Source organism: Sphingobium trunci, assembly GCF_022664535.1.
Taxonomy (GTDB): Bacteria; Pseudomonadota; Alphaproteobacteria; order Sphingomonadales; family Sphingomonadaceae; genus Sphingobium.
On sequence record NZ_JAKUJY010000010.1, the window covers coordinates 19,372 to 36,095 of the forward strand.

Annotated in this window: 15 protein-coding genes and 1 tRNA gene; 11 read left to right on the forward strand and 5 right to left on the reverse strand. The window is 64.8% G+C overall.

Annotated features, from left to right (window positions below; genetic code table 11):
- Positions 1–59: 59 nt before the first annotated feature.
- Positions 60–920 carry a LysR family transcriptional regulator gene (locus MJ601_RS10905; RefSeq protein WP_242126246.1) on the reverse strand — a complete coding sequence of 287 codons (861 nt, stop codon included), beginning with the start codon at positions 918–920 and terminating at the stop codon, positions 60–62.
- Positions 921–1,007: 87 nt separating this feature from the next.
- Here MJ601_RS10905 and MJ601_RS10910 point away from each other — a divergent pair, with 87 nt between their 5' ends.
- The gene (locus tag MJ601_RS10910) at positions 1,008–2,153 is read left to right on the forward strand and encodes an isovaleryl-CoA dehydrogenase (RefSeq protein ID WP_242126249.1); all 1,146 of its coding nucleotides are present in this window, start codon (positions 1,008–1,010) and stop codon (positions 2,151–2,153) included.
- Between the two features lies 1 nt (position 2,154).
- Here MJ601_RS10910 and MJ601_RS10915 read toward each other — a convergent pair whose 3' ends face one another.
- A complete protein-coding gene (locus MJ601_RS10915; RefSeq protein WP_242126250.1) occupies positions 2,155–2,493 on the reverse strand; it encodes a DMT family protein in 339 nt (112 codons plus the stop codon).
- Positions 2,494–2,538: 45 nt separating this feature from the next.
- Between MJ601_RS10915 and MJ601_RS10920 the strand changes: the two genes are divergently transcribed.
- From MJ601_RS10920 to MJ601_RS10935, 4 genes are read left to right on the forward strand one after another with little or no spacing between them, the layout of a single operon-like run.
- Complete coding sequence (locus tag MJ601_RS10920; protein ID WP_242126252.1) at positions 2,539–4,140, forward strand: carboxyl transferase domain-containing protein; 1,602 nt, start codon at positions 2,539–2,541, stop codon at positions 4,138–4,140.
- Positions 4,137–6,035, forward strand: a complete 1,899-nt coding sequence (locus MJ601_RS10925) for an acetyl/propionyl/methylcrotonyl-CoA carboxylase subunit alpha (RefSeq protein WP_242126254.1) — start codon at positions 4,137–4,139, stop codon at positions 6,033–6,035. Before MJ601_RS10920 ends, MJ601_RS10925 begins: the two co-directional genes overlap by 4 nt.
- A complete protein-coding gene (locus tag MJ601_RS10930) occupies positions 6,035–6,487 on the forward strand; it encodes a MaoC family dehydratase (protein WP_242126256.1) in 453 nt (150 codons plus the stop codon). The genes MJ601_RS10925 and MJ601_RS10930 overlap by 1 nt, the downstream gene beginning before the upstream one ends.
- Positions 6,484–7,320 carry an HpcH/HpaI aldolase/citrate lyase family protein gene (locus tag MJ601_RS10935; protein WP_242126258.1) on the forward strand — a complete coding sequence of 279 codons (837 nt, stop codon included), beginning with the start codon at positions 6,484–6,486 and terminating at the stop codon, positions 7,318–7,320. Before MJ601_RS10930 ends, MJ601_RS10935 begins: the two co-directional genes overlap by 4 nt.
- A gap of 43 nt (positions 7,321–7,363) precedes the next feature.
- Here the strand turns inward: MJ601_RS10935 and MJ601_RS10940 are convergent, their stop codons facing one another.
- On the reverse strand, positions 7,364–8,287 hold the full coding sequence (locus MJ601_RS10940) for a DUF2171 domain-containing protein (protein WP_242126260.1): 924 nt from the start codon (positions 8,285–8,287) through the stop codon (positions 7,364–7,366).
- A 206-nt stretch (positions 8,288–8,493) separates the two neighbouring features.
- Here MJ601_RS10940 and MJ601_RS10945 point away from each other — a divergent pair.
- Together MJ601_RS10945 and MJ601_RS10950 are read left to right on the forward strand one after the other, a co-directional pair.
- A tRNA-Ala gene (locus MJ601_RS10945) sits at positions 8,494–8,569 on the forward strand.
- A 267-nt stretch (positions 8,570–8,836) separates the two neighbouring features.
- Positions 8,837–9,496, forward strand: coding sequence for an FABP family protein (locus MJ601_RS10950; RefSeq protein ID WP_242126262.1), 660 nt, complete (start codon positions 8,837–8,839; stop codon positions 9,494–9,496).
- A 59-nt stretch (positions 9,497–9,555) separates the two neighbouring features.
- Here the strand turns inward: MJ601_RS10950 and MJ601_RS10955 are convergent, their stop codons facing one another.
- Positions 9,556–10,455 (reverse strand): LysR substrate-binding domain-containing protein, encoded by a 900-nt coding sequence (locus MJ601_RS10955; protein WP_242126264.1) that lies wholly within the window; start codon positions 10,453–10,455, stop codon positions 9,556–9,558.
- Between the two features lie 116 nt (positions 10,456–10,571).
- Between MJ601_RS10955 and MJ601_RS10960 the strand changes: the two genes are divergently transcribed.
- Both MJ601_RS10960 and MJ601_RS10965 read left to right on the forward strand, forming a co-directional pair.
- Positions 10,572–11,327, forward strand: coding sequence for an SDR family NAD(P)-dependent oxidoreductase (locus MJ601_RS10960; protein ID WP_242126266.1), 756 nt, complete (start codon positions 10,572–10,574; stop codon positions 11,325–11,327).
- A 112-nt stretch (positions 11,328–11,439) separates the two neighbouring features.
- On the forward strand, positions 11,440–12,366 hold the full coding sequence (locus MJ601_RS10965; protein ID WP_242126268.1) for a bifunctional helix-turn-helix transcriptional regulator/GNAT family N-acetyltransferase: 927 nt from the start codon (positions 11,440–11,442) through the stop codon (positions 12,364–12,366).
- Positions 12,367–12,449: 83 nt separating this feature from the next.
- On the opposite strand, the gene MJ601_RS10970 is transcribed toward MJ601_RS10965, so the two are convergent.
- Positions 12,450–13,274, reverse strand: coding sequence for an acyl-CoA thioesterase (locus MJ601_RS10970; RefSeq protein WP_242126270.1), 825 nt, complete (start codon positions 13,272–13,274; stop codon positions 12,450–12,452).
- A 329-nt stretch (positions 13,275–13,603) separates the two neighbouring features.
- On the opposite strand from MJ601_RS10970, the gene MJ601_RS10975 reads away from it, so the two are divergent.
- Together MJ601_RS10975 and MJ601_RS10980 are read left to right on the forward strand one after the other, a co-directional pair.
- Complete coding sequence (locus MJ601_RS10975) at positions 13,604–15,346, forward strand: ABC transporter permease (RefSeq protein WP_242126272.1); 1,743 nt, start codon at positions 13,604–13,606, stop codon at positions 15,344–15,346.
- A 59-nt stretch (positions 15,347–15,405) separates the two neighbouring features.
- A complete protein-coding gene (locus MJ601_RS10980) occupies positions 15,406–16,710 on the forward strand; it encodes an ABC transporter ATP-binding protein (RefSeq protein WP_242126273.1) in 1,305 nt (434 codons plus the stop codon).
- Positions 16,711–16,724: the final 14 nt, after the last annotated feature.

Consider the following 16,724-nt stretch of genomic DNA (forward strand, 5'->3'; position numbering starts at 1 on the left):
GGGGATTCTCTCCTCCCTGAAGGGACGGGGACTTTGGCGATTGATGGCCGAAATCCGCCCTATTCCGCCAGCGCCGCCGCCAAAGCCTTCAGCACGGGCGTGTCCCGCAACCCTGCCGCCCGCGCGCCATAGAGGAAGCCCACCGAGCGCCGCTCCCCGAAATCCCTGAGCGCCACCCGCGTCATCCCCGGCCAGCGATAGCTGTCCGGCATGACCGTGATGCCCAGCCCCGCCGCGACCATCTGCATCACTCGCTCGTCATTGGTCGAACGCAAGGTGAAATGCGGGCGAACCCCACGATCGACGAAATGGCGGCTGGTGGCGGACAGCGCCTCGCAATGGCGCCGCACGATCATGGTTTCGGCCGCCAGTTCCTCCGCCGTCACCATCTGCCGCTCGGCCAGGCGATGATCGCTGGCCATGGCGATGCCATAGCCCTCCTCTATGACCGGCTGCGTCGCGAAACGGTCCACGCCCGGCCGGATGAGGCTGAACGCCACGTCGATGCGTTCCGCGTCCAGCCGGCCCAATAATTCGCGTTCGCTGCCGGGGATGAATTCGATCCGGCCCTGCTGCGCGGGCGGGCAGCTTGCCAAGGCGCGGGCCACGGCTTCTCCCGGAATGCTGAGGAGCAGGCCGATGCGCAGCACTGGGGCCTGTTCCGTTCTTTCTCCCGCCAGTTCGGCGAGGTTGAACTCGCGCTCGATCCGCCGGGCATGGGTGAGCAGCCGGGCGCCCGCTTCGGTCAGTTCGACCCGCTGGTTGCTGCGCAGGAACAAAGGCGCGCCGACGGCCTGTTCCAGCTTGGCGATACCGACCGACAGCGTCGGTTGCGATACCAGGCAATGAGCGGCGGCGCGGGAGAAATTGCCTTGGTCGACGACCGCGAGAAAATAGCGCAGCAGATAGCGTTCGATCATAGACAGAAACTATACACTATCCTGCGTGGTTTCAATTTTTCCTGGCGTTCGTTGAACGATAGGATGCGCGCCAAGGAGAGCCTTGCCATGACCGATTTCGATTTTGCCCTCGGCGAGAATGCGGAGATGATCCGCGAAACCACGGCGCGCTTCGCCGCTGATCGCATTGCTCCGCTGGCGGCGGAGATCGATGCGAAGGACTGGTTTCCGCGCGACTTGTGGCCGGAAATGGGAGCGCTGGGCCTGCATGGCATCACCGTCGATGAGGCGGATGGCGGGCTGGGTCTGGGCTATCTGGAGCATGTGGTCGCGCAGGAAGAGGTGGCGCGGGCCTCGGCATCCATAGGCCTGAGCTACGGTGCGCACTCCAATCTCTGCGTCAACCAGATCCGCCGCTGGGCCAATGCGGAGCAGAAGGCACGCTATCTGCCCAGGCTGATTTCGGGCGAGCATGTCGGCTCGCTCGCCATGTCGGAAGCCGGGGCAGGATCGGACGTCGTGTCGATGAAGCTGCGCGCCGAGAAAAAGGGCGACCGCTACATACTGAACGGCACGAAATTCTGGATCACCAACGCGCCGGAAGCCGATACGCTGGTCGTCTATGCCAAGACGGGCGAGGGATCGCGCGGCATCACCGCTTTCCTGATCGAGAAGGATTTTGCGGGCTTTTCCATCGGTCAGAAGATCGACAAGGTGGGAATGCGCGGTTCCCCCACCGCCGAACTGGTGTTCGACGATTGCGACGTGCCGGAAGAGAATGTGATGGGGCCGCTGAATGGCGGCGTCGGCGTGCTGATGTCGGGGCTGGATTATGAGCGGGCGGTGCTGGCGGGCATCCAGCTTGGCATCATGCAGGCCTGCCTCGACGTGGTGCTGCCCTATGTGCGCGAGCGCAGGCAGTTCGGCCAGCCCATCGGCGCCTTTCAGCTGATGCAGGCCAAGATCGCGGACATGTATGTCGCGCTCAACTCGGCGCGCGCCTATGTCTATGCGGTGGCGCGGGCCTGCGACATGGGCAAGACCACCCGCTTCGACGCGGCGGGGGCCATCCTGCTGGCCAGCGAGAATGCGATGAAGGTCGCGCTGGAGGCGGTGCAGGCGCTGGGCGGGGCTGGCTATACGAAGGACTGGCCGGTCGAGCGTTACATGCGCGACGCGAAGCTGCTGGATATCGGGGCGGGGACCAATGAAATCCGCCGCATGTTGATCGGCCGCGAGCTGATCGGCGCGTGAGCTATGGCCGTCCCACGAACAGGAAGCCGACCGCTGCCATGATGCAGAGGAAGGCGGCCAGATGGCGCCAGTGCAGCGGTTCGCCCAGCACGGTCACCATGAATCCGCCGAAGATCAGCAGGGCGATGGCTTCCTGCGCAACCTTGAGCTGGCCCGCGCTCCAGCCGCTGGCGAAGCCGAAGCGGTTGGCGGGCACGGCGAAGCAATATTCGACGAAGGCGATCCCCCAGCTGATCAGGATGACCGCGAAAAGGGGTTTGTTCATCCCGCCCTTCAGGTGCCAATACCAGGCGGTGGTCATGAACAGGTTGGAAATGGTGAGGAGCAGGATGGTCGGCATGGATAGCCCCGCATATGCAACCGCAGGGCAGGGGAGCGCAAGAGCGTGACTGCGCCGCTTCTCGATACCAAGCTTTCGCCGGAGAGCGAGACCTTCCGCGCCAATGCCGCGCATAACCGCGCCTTGCGCGACGAACTGCGCGAGAAGGTGGCTCAGGCGGCGCTCGGCGGCAGCGAGGCGGCGCGGGCGAAGCATGTGGCACGCGGCAAGCTGCTCCCCCGCGACCGGGTGGAGCGGTTGCTGGACCCCGGCAGCCCTTTTCTGGAAATCGGCCAGCTGACCGCCAACGACATGTATCAGGGCGAGGTGCCCGGCGCGGGCATGATCGCGGGGATCGGCCGGGTGTCGGGGCGGCAGGTGATGATCGTCTGCAACGACGCGACGGTGAAGGGCGGAACCTATTATCCGATGACCGTGAAGAAGCATCTCCGCGCGCAGGAGATTGCTTTGGAGAACCGGCTCCCTTGCGTCTATCTGGTCGACAGCGGCGGCGCGAACCTGCCCAACCAGGCGGAGGTCTTTCCCGACCGCGAGCATTTCGGCCGCATCTTCTACAATCAGGCGCAGATGTCCGCGCGGGGCATCCCGCAGATCGCCTGCGTCATGGGCAGCTGCACGGCGGGCGGCGCCTATGTGCCCGCCATGTCGGACGAGACGGTGATCGTGCGCCATCAGGGGACGATCTTCCTTGCTGGGCCGCCGCTGGTGCAGGCCGCAACGGGCGAGGTCATCAGCGCGGAGGATTTGGGCGGGGCGGAGGTGCATGGCCGCCGATCCGGCGTGGTTGATCATGTCGCGGAGAATGACGAACATGCGCTGACCATCGTGCGGGACATCGTCTCGACCTTGCAGCCTGCGCCTGACATCGATCTCAACCTGCGCGAGCCCAAGGCGCCGAAATATGATCCGGAGGAGCTTTACGGCATCGTGCCCCAGGATGTGCGGGCGCCCTATGATGTGCGTGAAGTCATTGCGCGGATCGTCGACGGCAGCGAATTTCATGAGTTCAAGGCGCTCTACGGCACGACCCTCGTTTGCGGCTTTGCCCATATCTGGGGGATGCCGGTGGCGATCCTGGCCAATAATGGCGTGCTGTTCAGCGAGAGCGCGCAGAAGGGCGCGCATTTCATCGAACTCGCCTGCCAGCGGCGCATCCCCTTGCTGTTCCTCCAGAATATCTCCGGCTTCATGGTCGGCGGCAAATATGAGGCGGAGGGGATCGCCAAGCATGGCGCCAAGCTGGTGACGGCGGTGGCGACGGCCAGCGTGCCCAAGATCACCGTGCTGATCGGCGGCAGCTTCGGCGCGGGCAATTATGGCATGTGCGGCCGGGCCTATAGCCCGCGCTTCCTCTTTACCTGGCCCAACAGCCGAATCTCCGTGATGGGCGGCGAGCAGGCGGCGAGCGTGCTGGCGACCGTCCATCGCGATGCGGCGAAGTGGACGCCGGAAGAAGCCGAAGCCTTCAAGGCGCCGATCCGCCGGAAATATGAGGATGAAGGCAATCCCTATCACGCCACCGCGCGGCTGTGGGACGATGGGGTGATCGACCCCGCCCAGACCCGCGACGTGCTGGGCCTCGCCTTCGCCGCCACGCTCAACGCTCCAGTCGAGGAGGCGCCCCGCTTCGGGGTGTTCCGCATGTGATCCAGTCCCTACTCATAGCCAATCGCGGCGAGATTGCCTGCCGCATCATCCGCACCGCGCGCCGTCTCGGCATCCGGACGGTGGCGGTCTATTCCGACGCCGACGCGAAGGCGCTCCATGTCCGGCAAGCAGATGAGGCCGTGCATATCGGCGCGTCGCCCGCGCGCGAATCCTATCTTGTGGGCGATCGGATCATCGCTGCCGCCAGGGCGAGCGGGGCGGAGGCGATCCATCCAGGTTACGGTTTCCTCTCGGAAAATGCGAATTTCGCACAGGCCGTGATCGATGCGGGCCTGATATGGGTCGGCCCGAATCCTGCCAGCATCACCGCCATGGGGCTGAAGGACGCCGCCAAGACGCTGATGGCCGACGCGGGCGTGCCGGTCACGCCCGGTTATCAGGGCGCGGATCAGGGCGCGGAGCGGCTGAAGGCCGAAGCCGACGCCATCGGCTATCCCGTCCTCATCAAGGCGGTCGCGGGCGGCGGCGGCAAGGGGATGCGGCGGGTGGACGCTGCGGCGGATTTTGCCGATGCATTGCTTTCCTGCCAGCGGGAGGCGGCGTCCTCCTTCGGCAACGATCAGGTGCTGATCGAAAAATATATCCTCTCGCCCCGCCATATCGAGGTGCAAGTGTTCGGGGACAGCCATGGACAGGTCGTCCATCTGTTCGAGCGCGACTGCTCGCTCCAGCGCCGCCACCAGAAGGTGATCGAGGAAGCCCCGGCGCCCGGCATGGACGAAGCGACGCGGCAGGCGATCTGCGGCGCGGCGGTGCGGGCGGCGCAGGCGGTGGACTATGTGGGTGCGGGCACCATCGAGTTCATTGCCGATGCGAGCGAGGGCCTGCGCGCCGACCGCATCTGGTTCATGGAGATGAACACCCGGCTCCAGGTCGAGCATCCGGTGACGGAGGAGATTACCGGCGTCGATCTGGTCGAATGGCAGCTCCGCGTGGCGAGCGGCGAACCGCTGCCGAAAAGGCAGGAGCAACTGTCGATCAACGGCCACGCCATCGAGGCGCGGCTCTATGCCGAAGATCCTGCCAGGGGATTTCTGCCCAGCCCTGGCCGAATCGACCGGCTGCTGTTCGACTATCGCGCCCGCGTGGAAACGGGCGTGGAAGAGGGGGATAGCGTCAGTTCCTTCTACGACCCCATGATCGCCAAGGTCATTTGCCATGGCAAGGATCGGGAGGTCGCGCGCCTTGATCTGCTCCGCTGGCTGGACAGCAGCTTTGTTGGGCCGCTGCACACGAACAAGCCCTTCCTCCATGCCTGTCTCGCCATGCCGGATTTTGCCGAGGCTCGTCTCGACACTGGCCTGATTGAACGACAGGGAGAGGCGCTGACGACGATTGAGGGTCCTTCCGATCGCGTCCTTGCAGCGGCTGGCCAGCGTTTTCGCAGGGACTGGCTCGATCATAGCCGATGGGAAGACCGCCCCTTTCGGGAAGGGCTGTTCGGCTTCCGGCTTAACCGGCCGTCGAAAACGAAGGTCGACTTGTTCGTGGACGGCCGCCATGTCATCGCGGAAGCGAAATCCAGCGACCTGCGAACGGGCCTTTGCTCCGATATGGAGCGTGACGGCACGATCATCGTGACGGAGGCAGGCCAGAGCTGGTTCTTTGCGCTGAGCGCGCCGGTCACGGCGGGCGGCACGGCTGCATCGGACGGCGCGATCCTTTCCCCGATGCCGGGACGGATCATTGCCGTCGCCGTGGCCAAGGGCGAGAGGGTCGCCAAGGGCCAGAAGCTGGTCACATTGGAGGCGATGAAGATGGAACACAGCCTTGTCGCGCCCTTCGATGGCGTGGTGGCGGAACTGGACGCAGCCGAAGGCGAGCAGGTCAGCGAAGGCACGCAACTGGTGCTGGTCGAGCGGGGAGAGGATTGATGGCAGGCCGCTATTATGACGAATGGCAGATCGGCGACCGGATCGCCCACGATATCCACCGCACGGTGACGGAAACCGACAATCTTCTGTTCAGCACGATGACCCACAATCCCCAGCCGCTGCATCTGGATATTGAGGCGGCCAAGGCGTCGGAATTCGGCCAGATCCTCGTCAACGGCACCTTCACCTTCGCGCTGATGGTCGGGCTGTCGGTAGGAGACACGACCTTGGGCACGCTGGTCGCCAATCTGGGCTATGACAAGCTGGTCATGCCCAAGCCCGTCTTCATCGGCGACACCATGCGGGCGGACAGCGAAGTCATCGACCTCAAGGAAAGCCGGTCGCGTCCCGAAGCTGGCATCGTGACATTCGCGCACCACCTCTATAACCAGCGGGACGAAATGGTCTGCCAGTGCACGCGGACGGCATTGTTGAGGAAGAGGCCCGCATGAAGCTCCGTTCGCTGTTGTTCGTTCCCGGTGATCGTCCCGAACGCTTTGGCAAGGCGGCGGCCAGCGGCGCCGATGCCATCATCCTCGACCTGGAGGATTCGGTCGCGCCGGAACGCAAGGCTTTCGGACGCGACGCAATCGTGGAATGGCTGGCCTCTCCGCGCGACTGCATCGCCTTCGTCCGGGTGAACCCGCTGGATGGCGATCATACCCGCGCCGATCTTGCCGCCATATTGCCCGCGGCGCCCGACGGCATCATGCTGCCCAAGGCAGAGGGCGCGGCCAGCATCCATGCGCTGATCAGCCTTGCCGATGGCGCGAAGGTGCCATCGATCCTGCCGATCGCGACCGAAACGCCTTCGGCCATTTTCGAGCTGGGCACGTTCCGGCAGGTCAAGGATCGGCTGGCGGGCCTGACCTGGGGGGCGGAAGATCTGCCAGCTTCGGTTGGCGCCATCACCGCGCGCGAGGAGGATGGCCGCTATACCGCTCCCTTCGAGCTGGCGCGTAGCCTGACCCTGTTCGCCGCCCATGCCGCTGGCGTCCCGGCGATCGATACGGTCTTCCCCCGGATCGATGCGACGCACGAGTTCAGCGCCCATGTCGGGCGGGCGCGGCGCGACGGCTTTACCGGCATGATGGCGATCCATCCGGTCCAGGTCGGGACGATCAACGAAGGCTTCACTCCGACGGTGGAAGAGATCGCGCGGGCGAGGGCCGTGATCGAGGCCTTCGAGACCAATCCCGGCGCGGGCGTGCTGAAGCTCGACGGCAAGATGATCGACCGCCCGCATCTCGTCCAGGCGCAAAGGGTCATGGCCGCCGCCGAATGAAGGAAGGCCCGGCCTGGCGGCCGGGCCTTTCGATTCGTGCCGGTCAGCGATACCGGCCCTTTTCATGCGTCGAGCCACCGATGCCGCTGCCATCCTCTTCATCGTCGCGCGATCCGAACAGCGCCTGCTGCTCGCGTTCCGTGCGCCAGGCCGACTGCGCCTGATCGGCGGTGCGTTCCAGCGTCACTTTCTGCGCATCGACCGACTGGATCCAGGACGACGGGATCGAATGATGCACGCCGCCGGCCTCCTGGTCGCTCTTGGTCAGGATGATGCGGTCGCCCCGCACCTTGTCCACCGTGCCGATATGTTCGCCGTCGCTGCCGACCACCTCCATATGCTCGCGCACCTGCTGCACCGCGCGCCGCTGTTCGCCGCGCCGGTTGCGCCAGCTGCCGAATTCGCTGTTGAAGCGATCGCGATTTTCCCGCTGATATTCGGCATAGTCGCGATCCAGCTCGTTGATGCGCTGTTGCCGCCAGGCATAATAGTTGGCGTCATGATGCTCGCCATAATCATGGTTGGGGCCATAGGCGCGGACCCGATAGCCATGATCCTCGCTGCCATAGCCGCTGCGCTCGCCGGTATAGGGCGCATAGCCCCGATTGGGCAGATATCGGTTGCTGCTGGAAGCCGATGCATAGCCGACGCGGCTGCTCTGGTCGCGCGGATCGCCATAGGGGCGGTTGTAATAATCGTCATATTCGCGGCGGCGTTCGGCCTCTTCATCGCCGAACCAGCTGCGAATCTCATCCCCCGCGCGGTCGAAAAAGCCCCGGTCGTCGGGGTTGTAGTCGTCGGGCGATTGCCTGTCCCTGGACCCGCCATAGGCCGATCCGCCGAACTGGCCACGCGTGCCATAGCGATAGCCGCGATCGTCCTGCCAGCCGCGCTGCCCGCGATAACGACCCGTCTCGCCATAGTCGCGGTCGCTGTCACCATAGCGCCGTCCGCCTTGGTAACCCATAGTCCGTCTCCTTGTCTGCTTTCCGACGGCCCCCGATAGCGGAACCGTCACCGCACCAATGTGCATGCCCGCGCATCGTTCCGGGCGTTACGCAGGGGTAATGTCCCGCCTTTGCCCCGGCAGATCGACCGGCGCGGCGGGTTGCATTTTTGCGCAAAAAGACCGTTGCAAGGGGGAAAGGGCTCGCCTATAGGCAGCGCTCCTTTGGGGCCGTAGCTCAGCTGGGAGAGCGCGTCGTTCGCAATGACGAGGTCAGGGGTTCGATCCCCCTCGGCTCCACCATTTCTCTTTGATTTCATGGGAAATCAAAGAGGATCGGGAATCCCCTCGATGGGGCATATGATCCAGCATTTGCAGATGGGAACGGGTGTTTGCGCCTGTTCGATCGCTCAGTCAGAGCGTGCAGCTGTTTTGCCGCCGGCCCAATCTCCCGACAGCGGATTTTGAACGGTGAACGGCCATCATAAATTCGATCCCGGCGGGATTGCCTTGGGGGGAACGGGATCAAGCCCTATGCTCTCCCTCTCAACCGTTTCGAAGGGAGAGCCCATGAACCCCTTTCCTCAGGATATTTTTACCGAGCCGACCGGTGTCGACCCTGACACGCTCGCCAATCTGGGGCCGCTTGCGAGGCTTGCTGGCCGCTGGGAGGCGCACAAGGGCGTGGATATCAATCCCAAGGCAGACGCCCCGGAGCGGCGCGTGTTCATTGAGCGCGTTTCGTTCGACGCGATCGATCCTCAAACCAATGGCCCGCAGCTTTTCTACGGCCTGCGTTATCACACCCATATCACGACCGGGGAGGAGGACATCACCTTCCACGACCAAGTCGGCTACTGGCTATGGGAACCGGCGACCGGACTGATCCTGCAGACATTGGCGATTCCGCGCGGCCAGGTGGCGCTGGCGGCAGGCCATGCCCAGGCCGGCGACGACAGCCTGTCGCTGGCCGCGACACGCGGGCAGACGCAGGATGGGATATGCTCGACCGCCTTTCTGGAATATGGCTTTCGAACGGACGCGTACCGGATCGACATCCGCTTCGATGGCAATGACAGCTGGAGCTATGATATCCACACCACGCTCACCGTCCACGGCCGGCCCGACCCGTTCGACCATCATGACAGGAATATCCTGAGGCGTGTGGCGCCGGGCAAACCCAACCCCCTCAAACAGATTCTGGACCGGCGGGCGAGATCGAACGGATAGAGCGGGTGTTCAGGTTCGCGTCCGGGAAGCGGAGGCTTGAACGAACCCGTCAAGGGCCGTCAGCTATCCGTCACCAGCCGCAGATTGACGGCCAGATGATCGATGAAGGCGCGCACCGCAGGGGGCAGGCCACGCCTCGTCGTGAAGACGACATGCACGATGCCCAGGCTGGTCTGCCATTCGGGAAAGACATGGACCAGCCGTCCGTCGGCCATTTCCGGCTGGCAGATATGGTCGGGCAGCAGGGCGATGCCCATTCCCGCGATCGCCGCGGTCTTCAATGCCGGAAAATCGCCGCATGTCATTCTCGGTTCATGCCTGATGCGGACTGCGGCACCGCCGGGGCCGGTGAGTTCCCATTCTATCGCGCCCGGATCATCCGATGAACTGAGCGTAGGCAGTTGGGCAAGGCGATCGACGGGCGATCCGGTGCAAGGACTGGAAAAATGCGGTGCCGCCACCAGAATGCGCCTCGAATATCCCAGCGTCCGCATGGTGAGGGCTGCATCCGTCACAAGGTCTGTCCGCACCCGCAGCGCGACGTCAATTCGTTCCCCGATCAGGTCCACCGGCCGGTCCACCGCCAGCAGTTGAAGCCGAACCTTGGGATAGCGCGCCAGGAAGATCGGCAGGCTGTCGGACAGGGAAGCGAGCAGGCCCGTGGGGCAACTGAACCTGACGAGGCCATGCGGTTCCGCCTTCGCCTCCGCGACGACCGCTTCGGCCTGTTCGGCGTCAAGGACGATGGCGCGGCAGCGCTCGTAAAAGGATTGCCCCACTTCCGTCACCCGGAAACGGCGCGTGGACCGCTCGATCAGCCGCACACCAAGCCGCTCTTCCAGCAGGGCGATGCGGCGGCTGACGGTGGACTTGGGCATGCGCAGAGCGCGCCCGGCCGCCGCGAAATTGCCGCACCTCACCACCTCGACATAGAGGGCATAGTCGTTGAGATCGCGCATTGTTCCATTCATGGGACGATGAATGCCAGAATGACCGTCTACTGCAAAGATAGTCCCGAATCCATTTCTCCTGGCGTGGCGAGATCGCCGTGAAACATGGACACAGGAGATAGAAGATGAGCAGGAAATTCGAAGGGAAAGTGGTGGTCGTCACCGGCGGCACCAGCGGCATCGGCCTCGCTTCGGCACGGCATTTCGCGGAAGAAGGCGCGACGGTCTATATTTCCGGACGGCGCGAAACCGAACTGGCAGAGGCGGTGAGGAGCATCGGCGGCGACGTGACGGGCGTTCAGGCCGACATGTCGAAGCTGGCCGACATCGACCGGCTCTATGACAGGGTTCAGCAAAAGCACGGCCAGATCGACATCCTCTTCGCCAATGCGGGCGGCGGCTCGATGCTGCCGCTGGGCGCGATCACGGAGGACCATTATGAGGATATTTTCGGTCGCAATGTGAAGGGCCTGATCTTCACCGTGCAGAAGGCGCTGCCGCTGCTGCGGGACGGCGCGGCGGTGGTGCTGACCGGGTCGACCGTCTCCATTCAGGGAACGGCGGCCTTCAGCATCTATAGCGCGTCCAAGGCGGCGGTGCGCAACCTGGCCCGCAGTTGGACCGTCGACCTCAAGGATCGCGGCATCCGCGTGAACGTCATCAGCCCTGGCCCGGTCCGCACCCCTGGCCTTGTCGAACTGGCTGGTCCCGATGCCGCCGCGCAGCAGGGCCTTGTGGACCATATGGCTGCGCAGGTTCCGCTTGGCCGCGTGGCCGAGCCGGAGGAAATCGCCAGGGCGGTGGCCTTCCTCGCGTCCGACGACGCCAGTTTCATTGCCGGGGCCGAATTGTTCGCGGATGGCGGAATGGCTCAGATCTGAAAAAGGCAAGCGCATTGGCGGAGCGGCGAGGGATCGCCGCCCCGTCGTGCCGGCTATTGTTGATTGTATCAACAATCTATAATGTTGATGAAATCAACATTGGAATCAGGCGATGGCACAGGAAGATCGGGCAAAGGAGATTGCGGCGCTGCGCGCCTTCAACCGGGTCTATACAAACCGGCTGGGCCTGCTCAATCCGCATCTCGACGGCAGTCCCTTCACCTTGAGCGAAGCCCGCATTCTCTACGAACTCGCGCATCGCTCCGCCCCGACCGCCGCCGAAATCGCGCGGGCGCTTCACCTCGATCCCGGCCAGCTCAGCCGGACGCTGAAGCGCTTTTCCGATCGCGGGCTTGTCGAGACCCGCGACGATCCCGGCCATGGGCGTCATCAATTGCTGTTCCTGACCCCCGCCGGACAGGCGGCTTTCGATGCGCTGGAGGCGAACACGCGCCAGGCCGTGGACCGCCTGCTCACGGCCTTGCCGATGTTCCGGCGGAAACGTCTCCTCGCCGCGGCCGGGGCGATCGCGACGATCTTCCAGGCCGAAGAAGGGCCAAGCGTGACGCTGCGTGGTCTCAGGCCAGGCGACCTTGGCCGGGTGGTGGAGCGGCAGGCGATCCTCTATGCCGAGGAATATGGCTGGAACCAGGATTATGAAGCGCTCGCCGCCCGCATCGTTGCTGATTTCCACCAATCGTTCGATCCGCTCCGGGAAGCTGCCTGGATTGCGGAAATGGACGGTCGAATGGTGGGCTCGATCTTTCTTGTGCAGGGCGAGGATCGCAAGATCGCCAGGTTGCGGCTCTTATATGTCGAGCCGGACGCGCGCGGCGCGGGCGTAGGGAAGATGCTGGTCGATACCTGCGTCCATCGGGCGCGCGAAACGGGACATGAGCGGCTCGACCTATGGACCAACAGCGTCCTGGTGGCCGCGCGCGGCCTTTATCTGCGTGCCGGGTTCAAGCTGGTGAGCGAAGCGCCCCACCATTCCTTCGGTCACGACCTGACCGGACAAAACTGGTCGCTGGAGCTGTGACCTAGCTTGACGGGGACGTGCGACCGGACCGCATGGATTTGACGCCCATCCGCCATCGGCCGCTCCCCGCTTCACGGCATGGTCTATTGGCGCATTCGCAGCATGCCTTCCTGCGCGACGGACGCGACCAGCGTCCCGTCCTGCGCGTAGATCGTCCCGCGTCCCAGGCCTCGGCCGCCCGATGTGGAAGGCGTGTCCATCGCACACAGGTGCCAGCGCGTGAAGTCGAACGGCCGGTGAAACCACAGGCTGTGGTCAAGGCTGGCGAACTGGAAACCCGGCGTCTTCCAGGTGACGGGATGCGGCTGGACCATCACGGGCAGCATCGGATAATCCGACGCATAGGCCAGGGCCGCCTGATGGTGGCGGATCTCCGGCCCCAGCGGCCAGGCACTGCGAAACCACATCTGGTGATAGGGAGGGCGCTCCTCCGCCACCATGCCGGGGCGGGGAACCGATATGTTTCGCAGTTGCAGGCCCATATGCTCGCCGCGCAAATCGTCGTCGATCAACATTTCGGGCATCGGAATGGCCGGGTCGAAAGCCATTTGATGCTCGAAGCCGTCGGCCGGCTTCTGGAAGGACGCGGCGAGATTGAGGATCTGCCGTCCGTCCTGCAACGCGATCACGCGGCGGGTCGCGAAGCTGCCGCCGTCGCGGGCCCGGTCCACTTCGAAGAGGACGGGTTTTTGCGGATCGCCGGGATGAATGAAATAGCTGTGCAGCGAGTGGCACACCTGCTCGTCCACGGTATCGTAAGCGGCCAGCAGCGCCTGGGCGACGACGCATCCGCCGAACAGACGGGAAAAGCCGTCGGCGGGTGCGTGCCCGCGGTAAATATTATGCTCTATCCGTTCCAGCGCGAGCATTTCAGCCAGGTTGGTGATGATCTTTCTTCCCTGCGACATACCTCATTTCGTCCCGCATAGGGGCGAAGTGCGCGCTGGTCAAAGCATCGGGTCACCGAGCGGTCGAGGGGCAGGCCAGCCATCGCTCCGGCTTCATGAAGGCGAAACATAGGCGCGGCAAAGCCCGCGCCCATCCGTCGCTTGACAAGGGAGCATCATGGGGGCAATCGCGCCCTTGCCGGCACAACGCGCCGACGATCAGGAAAGCCAACCGAACAATGCCAAGCGACAGTAGTCGATTGCCTGTGCCGCTGAGGGCCTTCGGCCGAGCCTGATCCTGCGTCAGTCTCGCCCCGGATGCCGGATGCGGCGTCCGAATGAGGTGAGACATGAGTAAAGTGATCCCCGTCCGGGGCCTGCGTCCCTTCTCGCGCATGTTGCGCGTCAGTGCGCCGAACCGGGCCGATATCATCGCCTTTCTGCTGCTGGCGGGCCTTTCGGTGCTCGTCATCCGGGGTGCGGAAGGCATGGCCGAGCCGCTCTCGCACCTGCGTGCCGCGCCGGTCAGCCTCGACCCATGGAACCTGCCCGCCTATGCGCTGCGCACGACCCTGCGCATGTTCGCCGCGCTGGGCGCCAGCCTTGCCTTCACGCTGGTGATCGCGACCCTCGCTGCCCGCAGCCGCCGGGCGGAACAGGTCATCGTGCCCGCGCTCGACATCCTCCAGTCGGTGCCGATCCTGGGCTTCCTCACCTTCACCGTCACCTTCTTCATGGGCCTGTTCCCCGGCCAGCAACTGGGGGTCGAACTGGCGGCGATCTTCGCGATCTTCACCAGCCAGGCCTGGAACATGGCCTTCAGCTTCTATCAGTCGCTGCGGTCCATCCCCTCCGACCTGGAGGAGGTGGCGCGCGGCTTCGGCCTCTCGCCGCTGCGCCGCTTCCTGCGGCTCGAACTGCCGTTCGCGACGCCCGCCCTCGTCTGGAACGCGATGATGTCGATGTCGGGCGGCTGGTTCTTCGTGGTAGCCTCCGAAGCCATCACCGTGGGCAAGACGACGGTCGCCCTGCCGGGCATCGGATCCTGGCTGGCGCTGGCCATCGAACGGCGCGACTTTGCCGCCGTCGCCTGGGCGGTAGGGGCGATGGCCGTCGTGATCCTGCTCTACGACCAGCTTGTGTTCCGCCCGGTCGTCGCCTGGGCCGACCGTTTCCGCTTCGAACAGACGGCGAGTGCGGAACGGCCGCGCTCCTGGGCCTATGACCTGTTCCGCCGCACCCGGCTGCTGCCGATCCTGCTCGCGCCGCTCAAGGGCGTGGGGCAGTTGCTTCTGATGCTCGATCCGGGCGCCCGGCATGTCCGCGTCGCCGCACATTCCCCCCGTAACCGCATCGGCGACCTGCTGTGGCACGGCCTGACCGGCGTGGCGATGCTGTTCGCGATCGGGTTGATCGTCCATTATTTGACCCATTCCCTCAGCGTCGGGGACGCGGTGACGATCTTCGGGCTGGCTTGCCTCACCATGGTCCGGGTGCTGGCGCTGATCGCCATCGCCAGCCTGATCTGGGTGCCCGTCGGCGTCTGGATCGGCCTGCGCCCGATCTGGTCGGAACGGCTCCAGCCGGTCGCGCAGTTCCTGGCTGCCTTCCCGGCCAATGTGCTGTTTCCCTTCGCGGTGATCGCCATCGTCCATTGGCATCTCAACCCCGGCATCTGGCTGTCGCCGTTGATGGTGCTCGGCACGCAATGGTACATATTGTTCAACGTCATCGCGGGCGCCAGCGCCATTCCCAACGACCTGCGCGAAGCGGCGGGCATGTTCGGCGTCCGGGGCTGGCAATGGTGGCGGCAGGTCGCGCTGCCGGGGATTTTCCCCTTCTATGTGACGGGCGCGCTGACTGCATCGGGTGGATCATGGAATGCCAGCATCGTCGCGGAATCCGTCTCCTGGGGCCAGGACAGGCTCCATGCCGCGGGGCTGGGGTCGTTCATCGCCGATGCGACCGCCGCGGGCGATTATCCCGGCGTGGCGCTGGGCATCGCGATGATGTCGATCTTCGTCATCGCCTTCAACCGGCTGCTCTGGCGGCCGCTCTACAGCTTTGCCGAGCGCCGCCTGCGCCTGGCGTGATGCCGCGCGGACATCACGGAAAGACACGAACCCTGCCGACCGACAAAGGAAGCCCCGTCATGGCCACCCTCCTGGAAACCCGCCCGCTCGTTCAACTCTCCGGCGTCCGCCACTTCTACGGCAAGGGCCATGGGCAGATGCTGGTGCTCGACAATGTCGACCTGACCCTCGACGAGAATGAGATCGTCGGCCTGCTCGGCCGGTCTGGGTCCGGCAAGTCCACCCTGCTGCGTTCGATCGCCGGGCTGATCCGCCCCAGCGAGGGCGAGGTCCGCTTCGTGCCCGACGAAGAGGGGCGCGACCCCAGCGTCAGCATGGTGTTTCAGACCTTCGCGCTCTTCCCCTGGCTCACCGTCCTTCAGAATGTCGAACTGGGGCTGGAGGCGCGGAAAGTGCCTGCGGAGGAACGGCGCAGGCGGGCGCTGGCCGCCATCGACCTGATCGGCCTCGACGGGTTCGAAAATGCCTATCCCAAGGAGCTGTCCGGCGGCATGCGCCAGCGCGTCGGGCTGGCCCGCGCGATCGTGGTCGATCCGTCCCTGCTGCTGATGGACGAACCCTTTTCGGCGCTCGACGTGCTGACGGCCGAAACGCTGCGGACCGACCTGCTCGATCTCTGGTCGGAAGGGCGGATGCCGATCAAGTCGATCCTCATCGTCACCCACAATATCGAGGAAGCGGTGCTGATGTGCGACCGCATCCTGGTCTTTTCGTCCAATCCCGGCCGGGTGGCGGCGGAGATCCGGGTGGACCTGCCCCAGCCGCGCGACCGGCTCGATCCGGCCTTCCGGGCGCTGGTCGACGCCATCTATGCGCGGATGACGGCGCGGACCCCGGCCGAACCGGTGAATGACGGCCTGTTCCCCGGAACCGGTATCGCAATGGTGCTGCCGCTGGTGTCGACCAATGCGCTGGCCGGCCTGATCGAGGAGGTCCACGGCGCCCCCTTCGACGGCCGCGCCAGCATGGCCGACCTGGCCGACCAGCTTCAACTGGAGGTCGATCAGCTCTTCCCGATGGCCGAGACGCTGCAACTGATGCGCTTCGCCGAGCTGACCGGTGCGGACATCAGCCTGACACCCGCCGCGCGCCGCTATGCCGAGGGCGATGTCGACGCGCGCAAGGCCCTGTTCGCGCAGGCGCTGCTGGCCCATGTTCCGCTGGCCGCGCATATCCGCCGCATCCTCGACGAACGCGCGAACCATGTCGCGCCCGCGCGCCGCTTCCGTGACGAGCTGGAGGATCAGATGTCCCCCGATTATGCCGCGGAAACGCTGAACGCGGTGACCCACTGGGCACGCTATGCGGAAATCTTCGCCTATGATGAGCAGGCCGACCGGTTCAGCCTGGACGATCCAGGCTGACGCGGCGCGTCTGG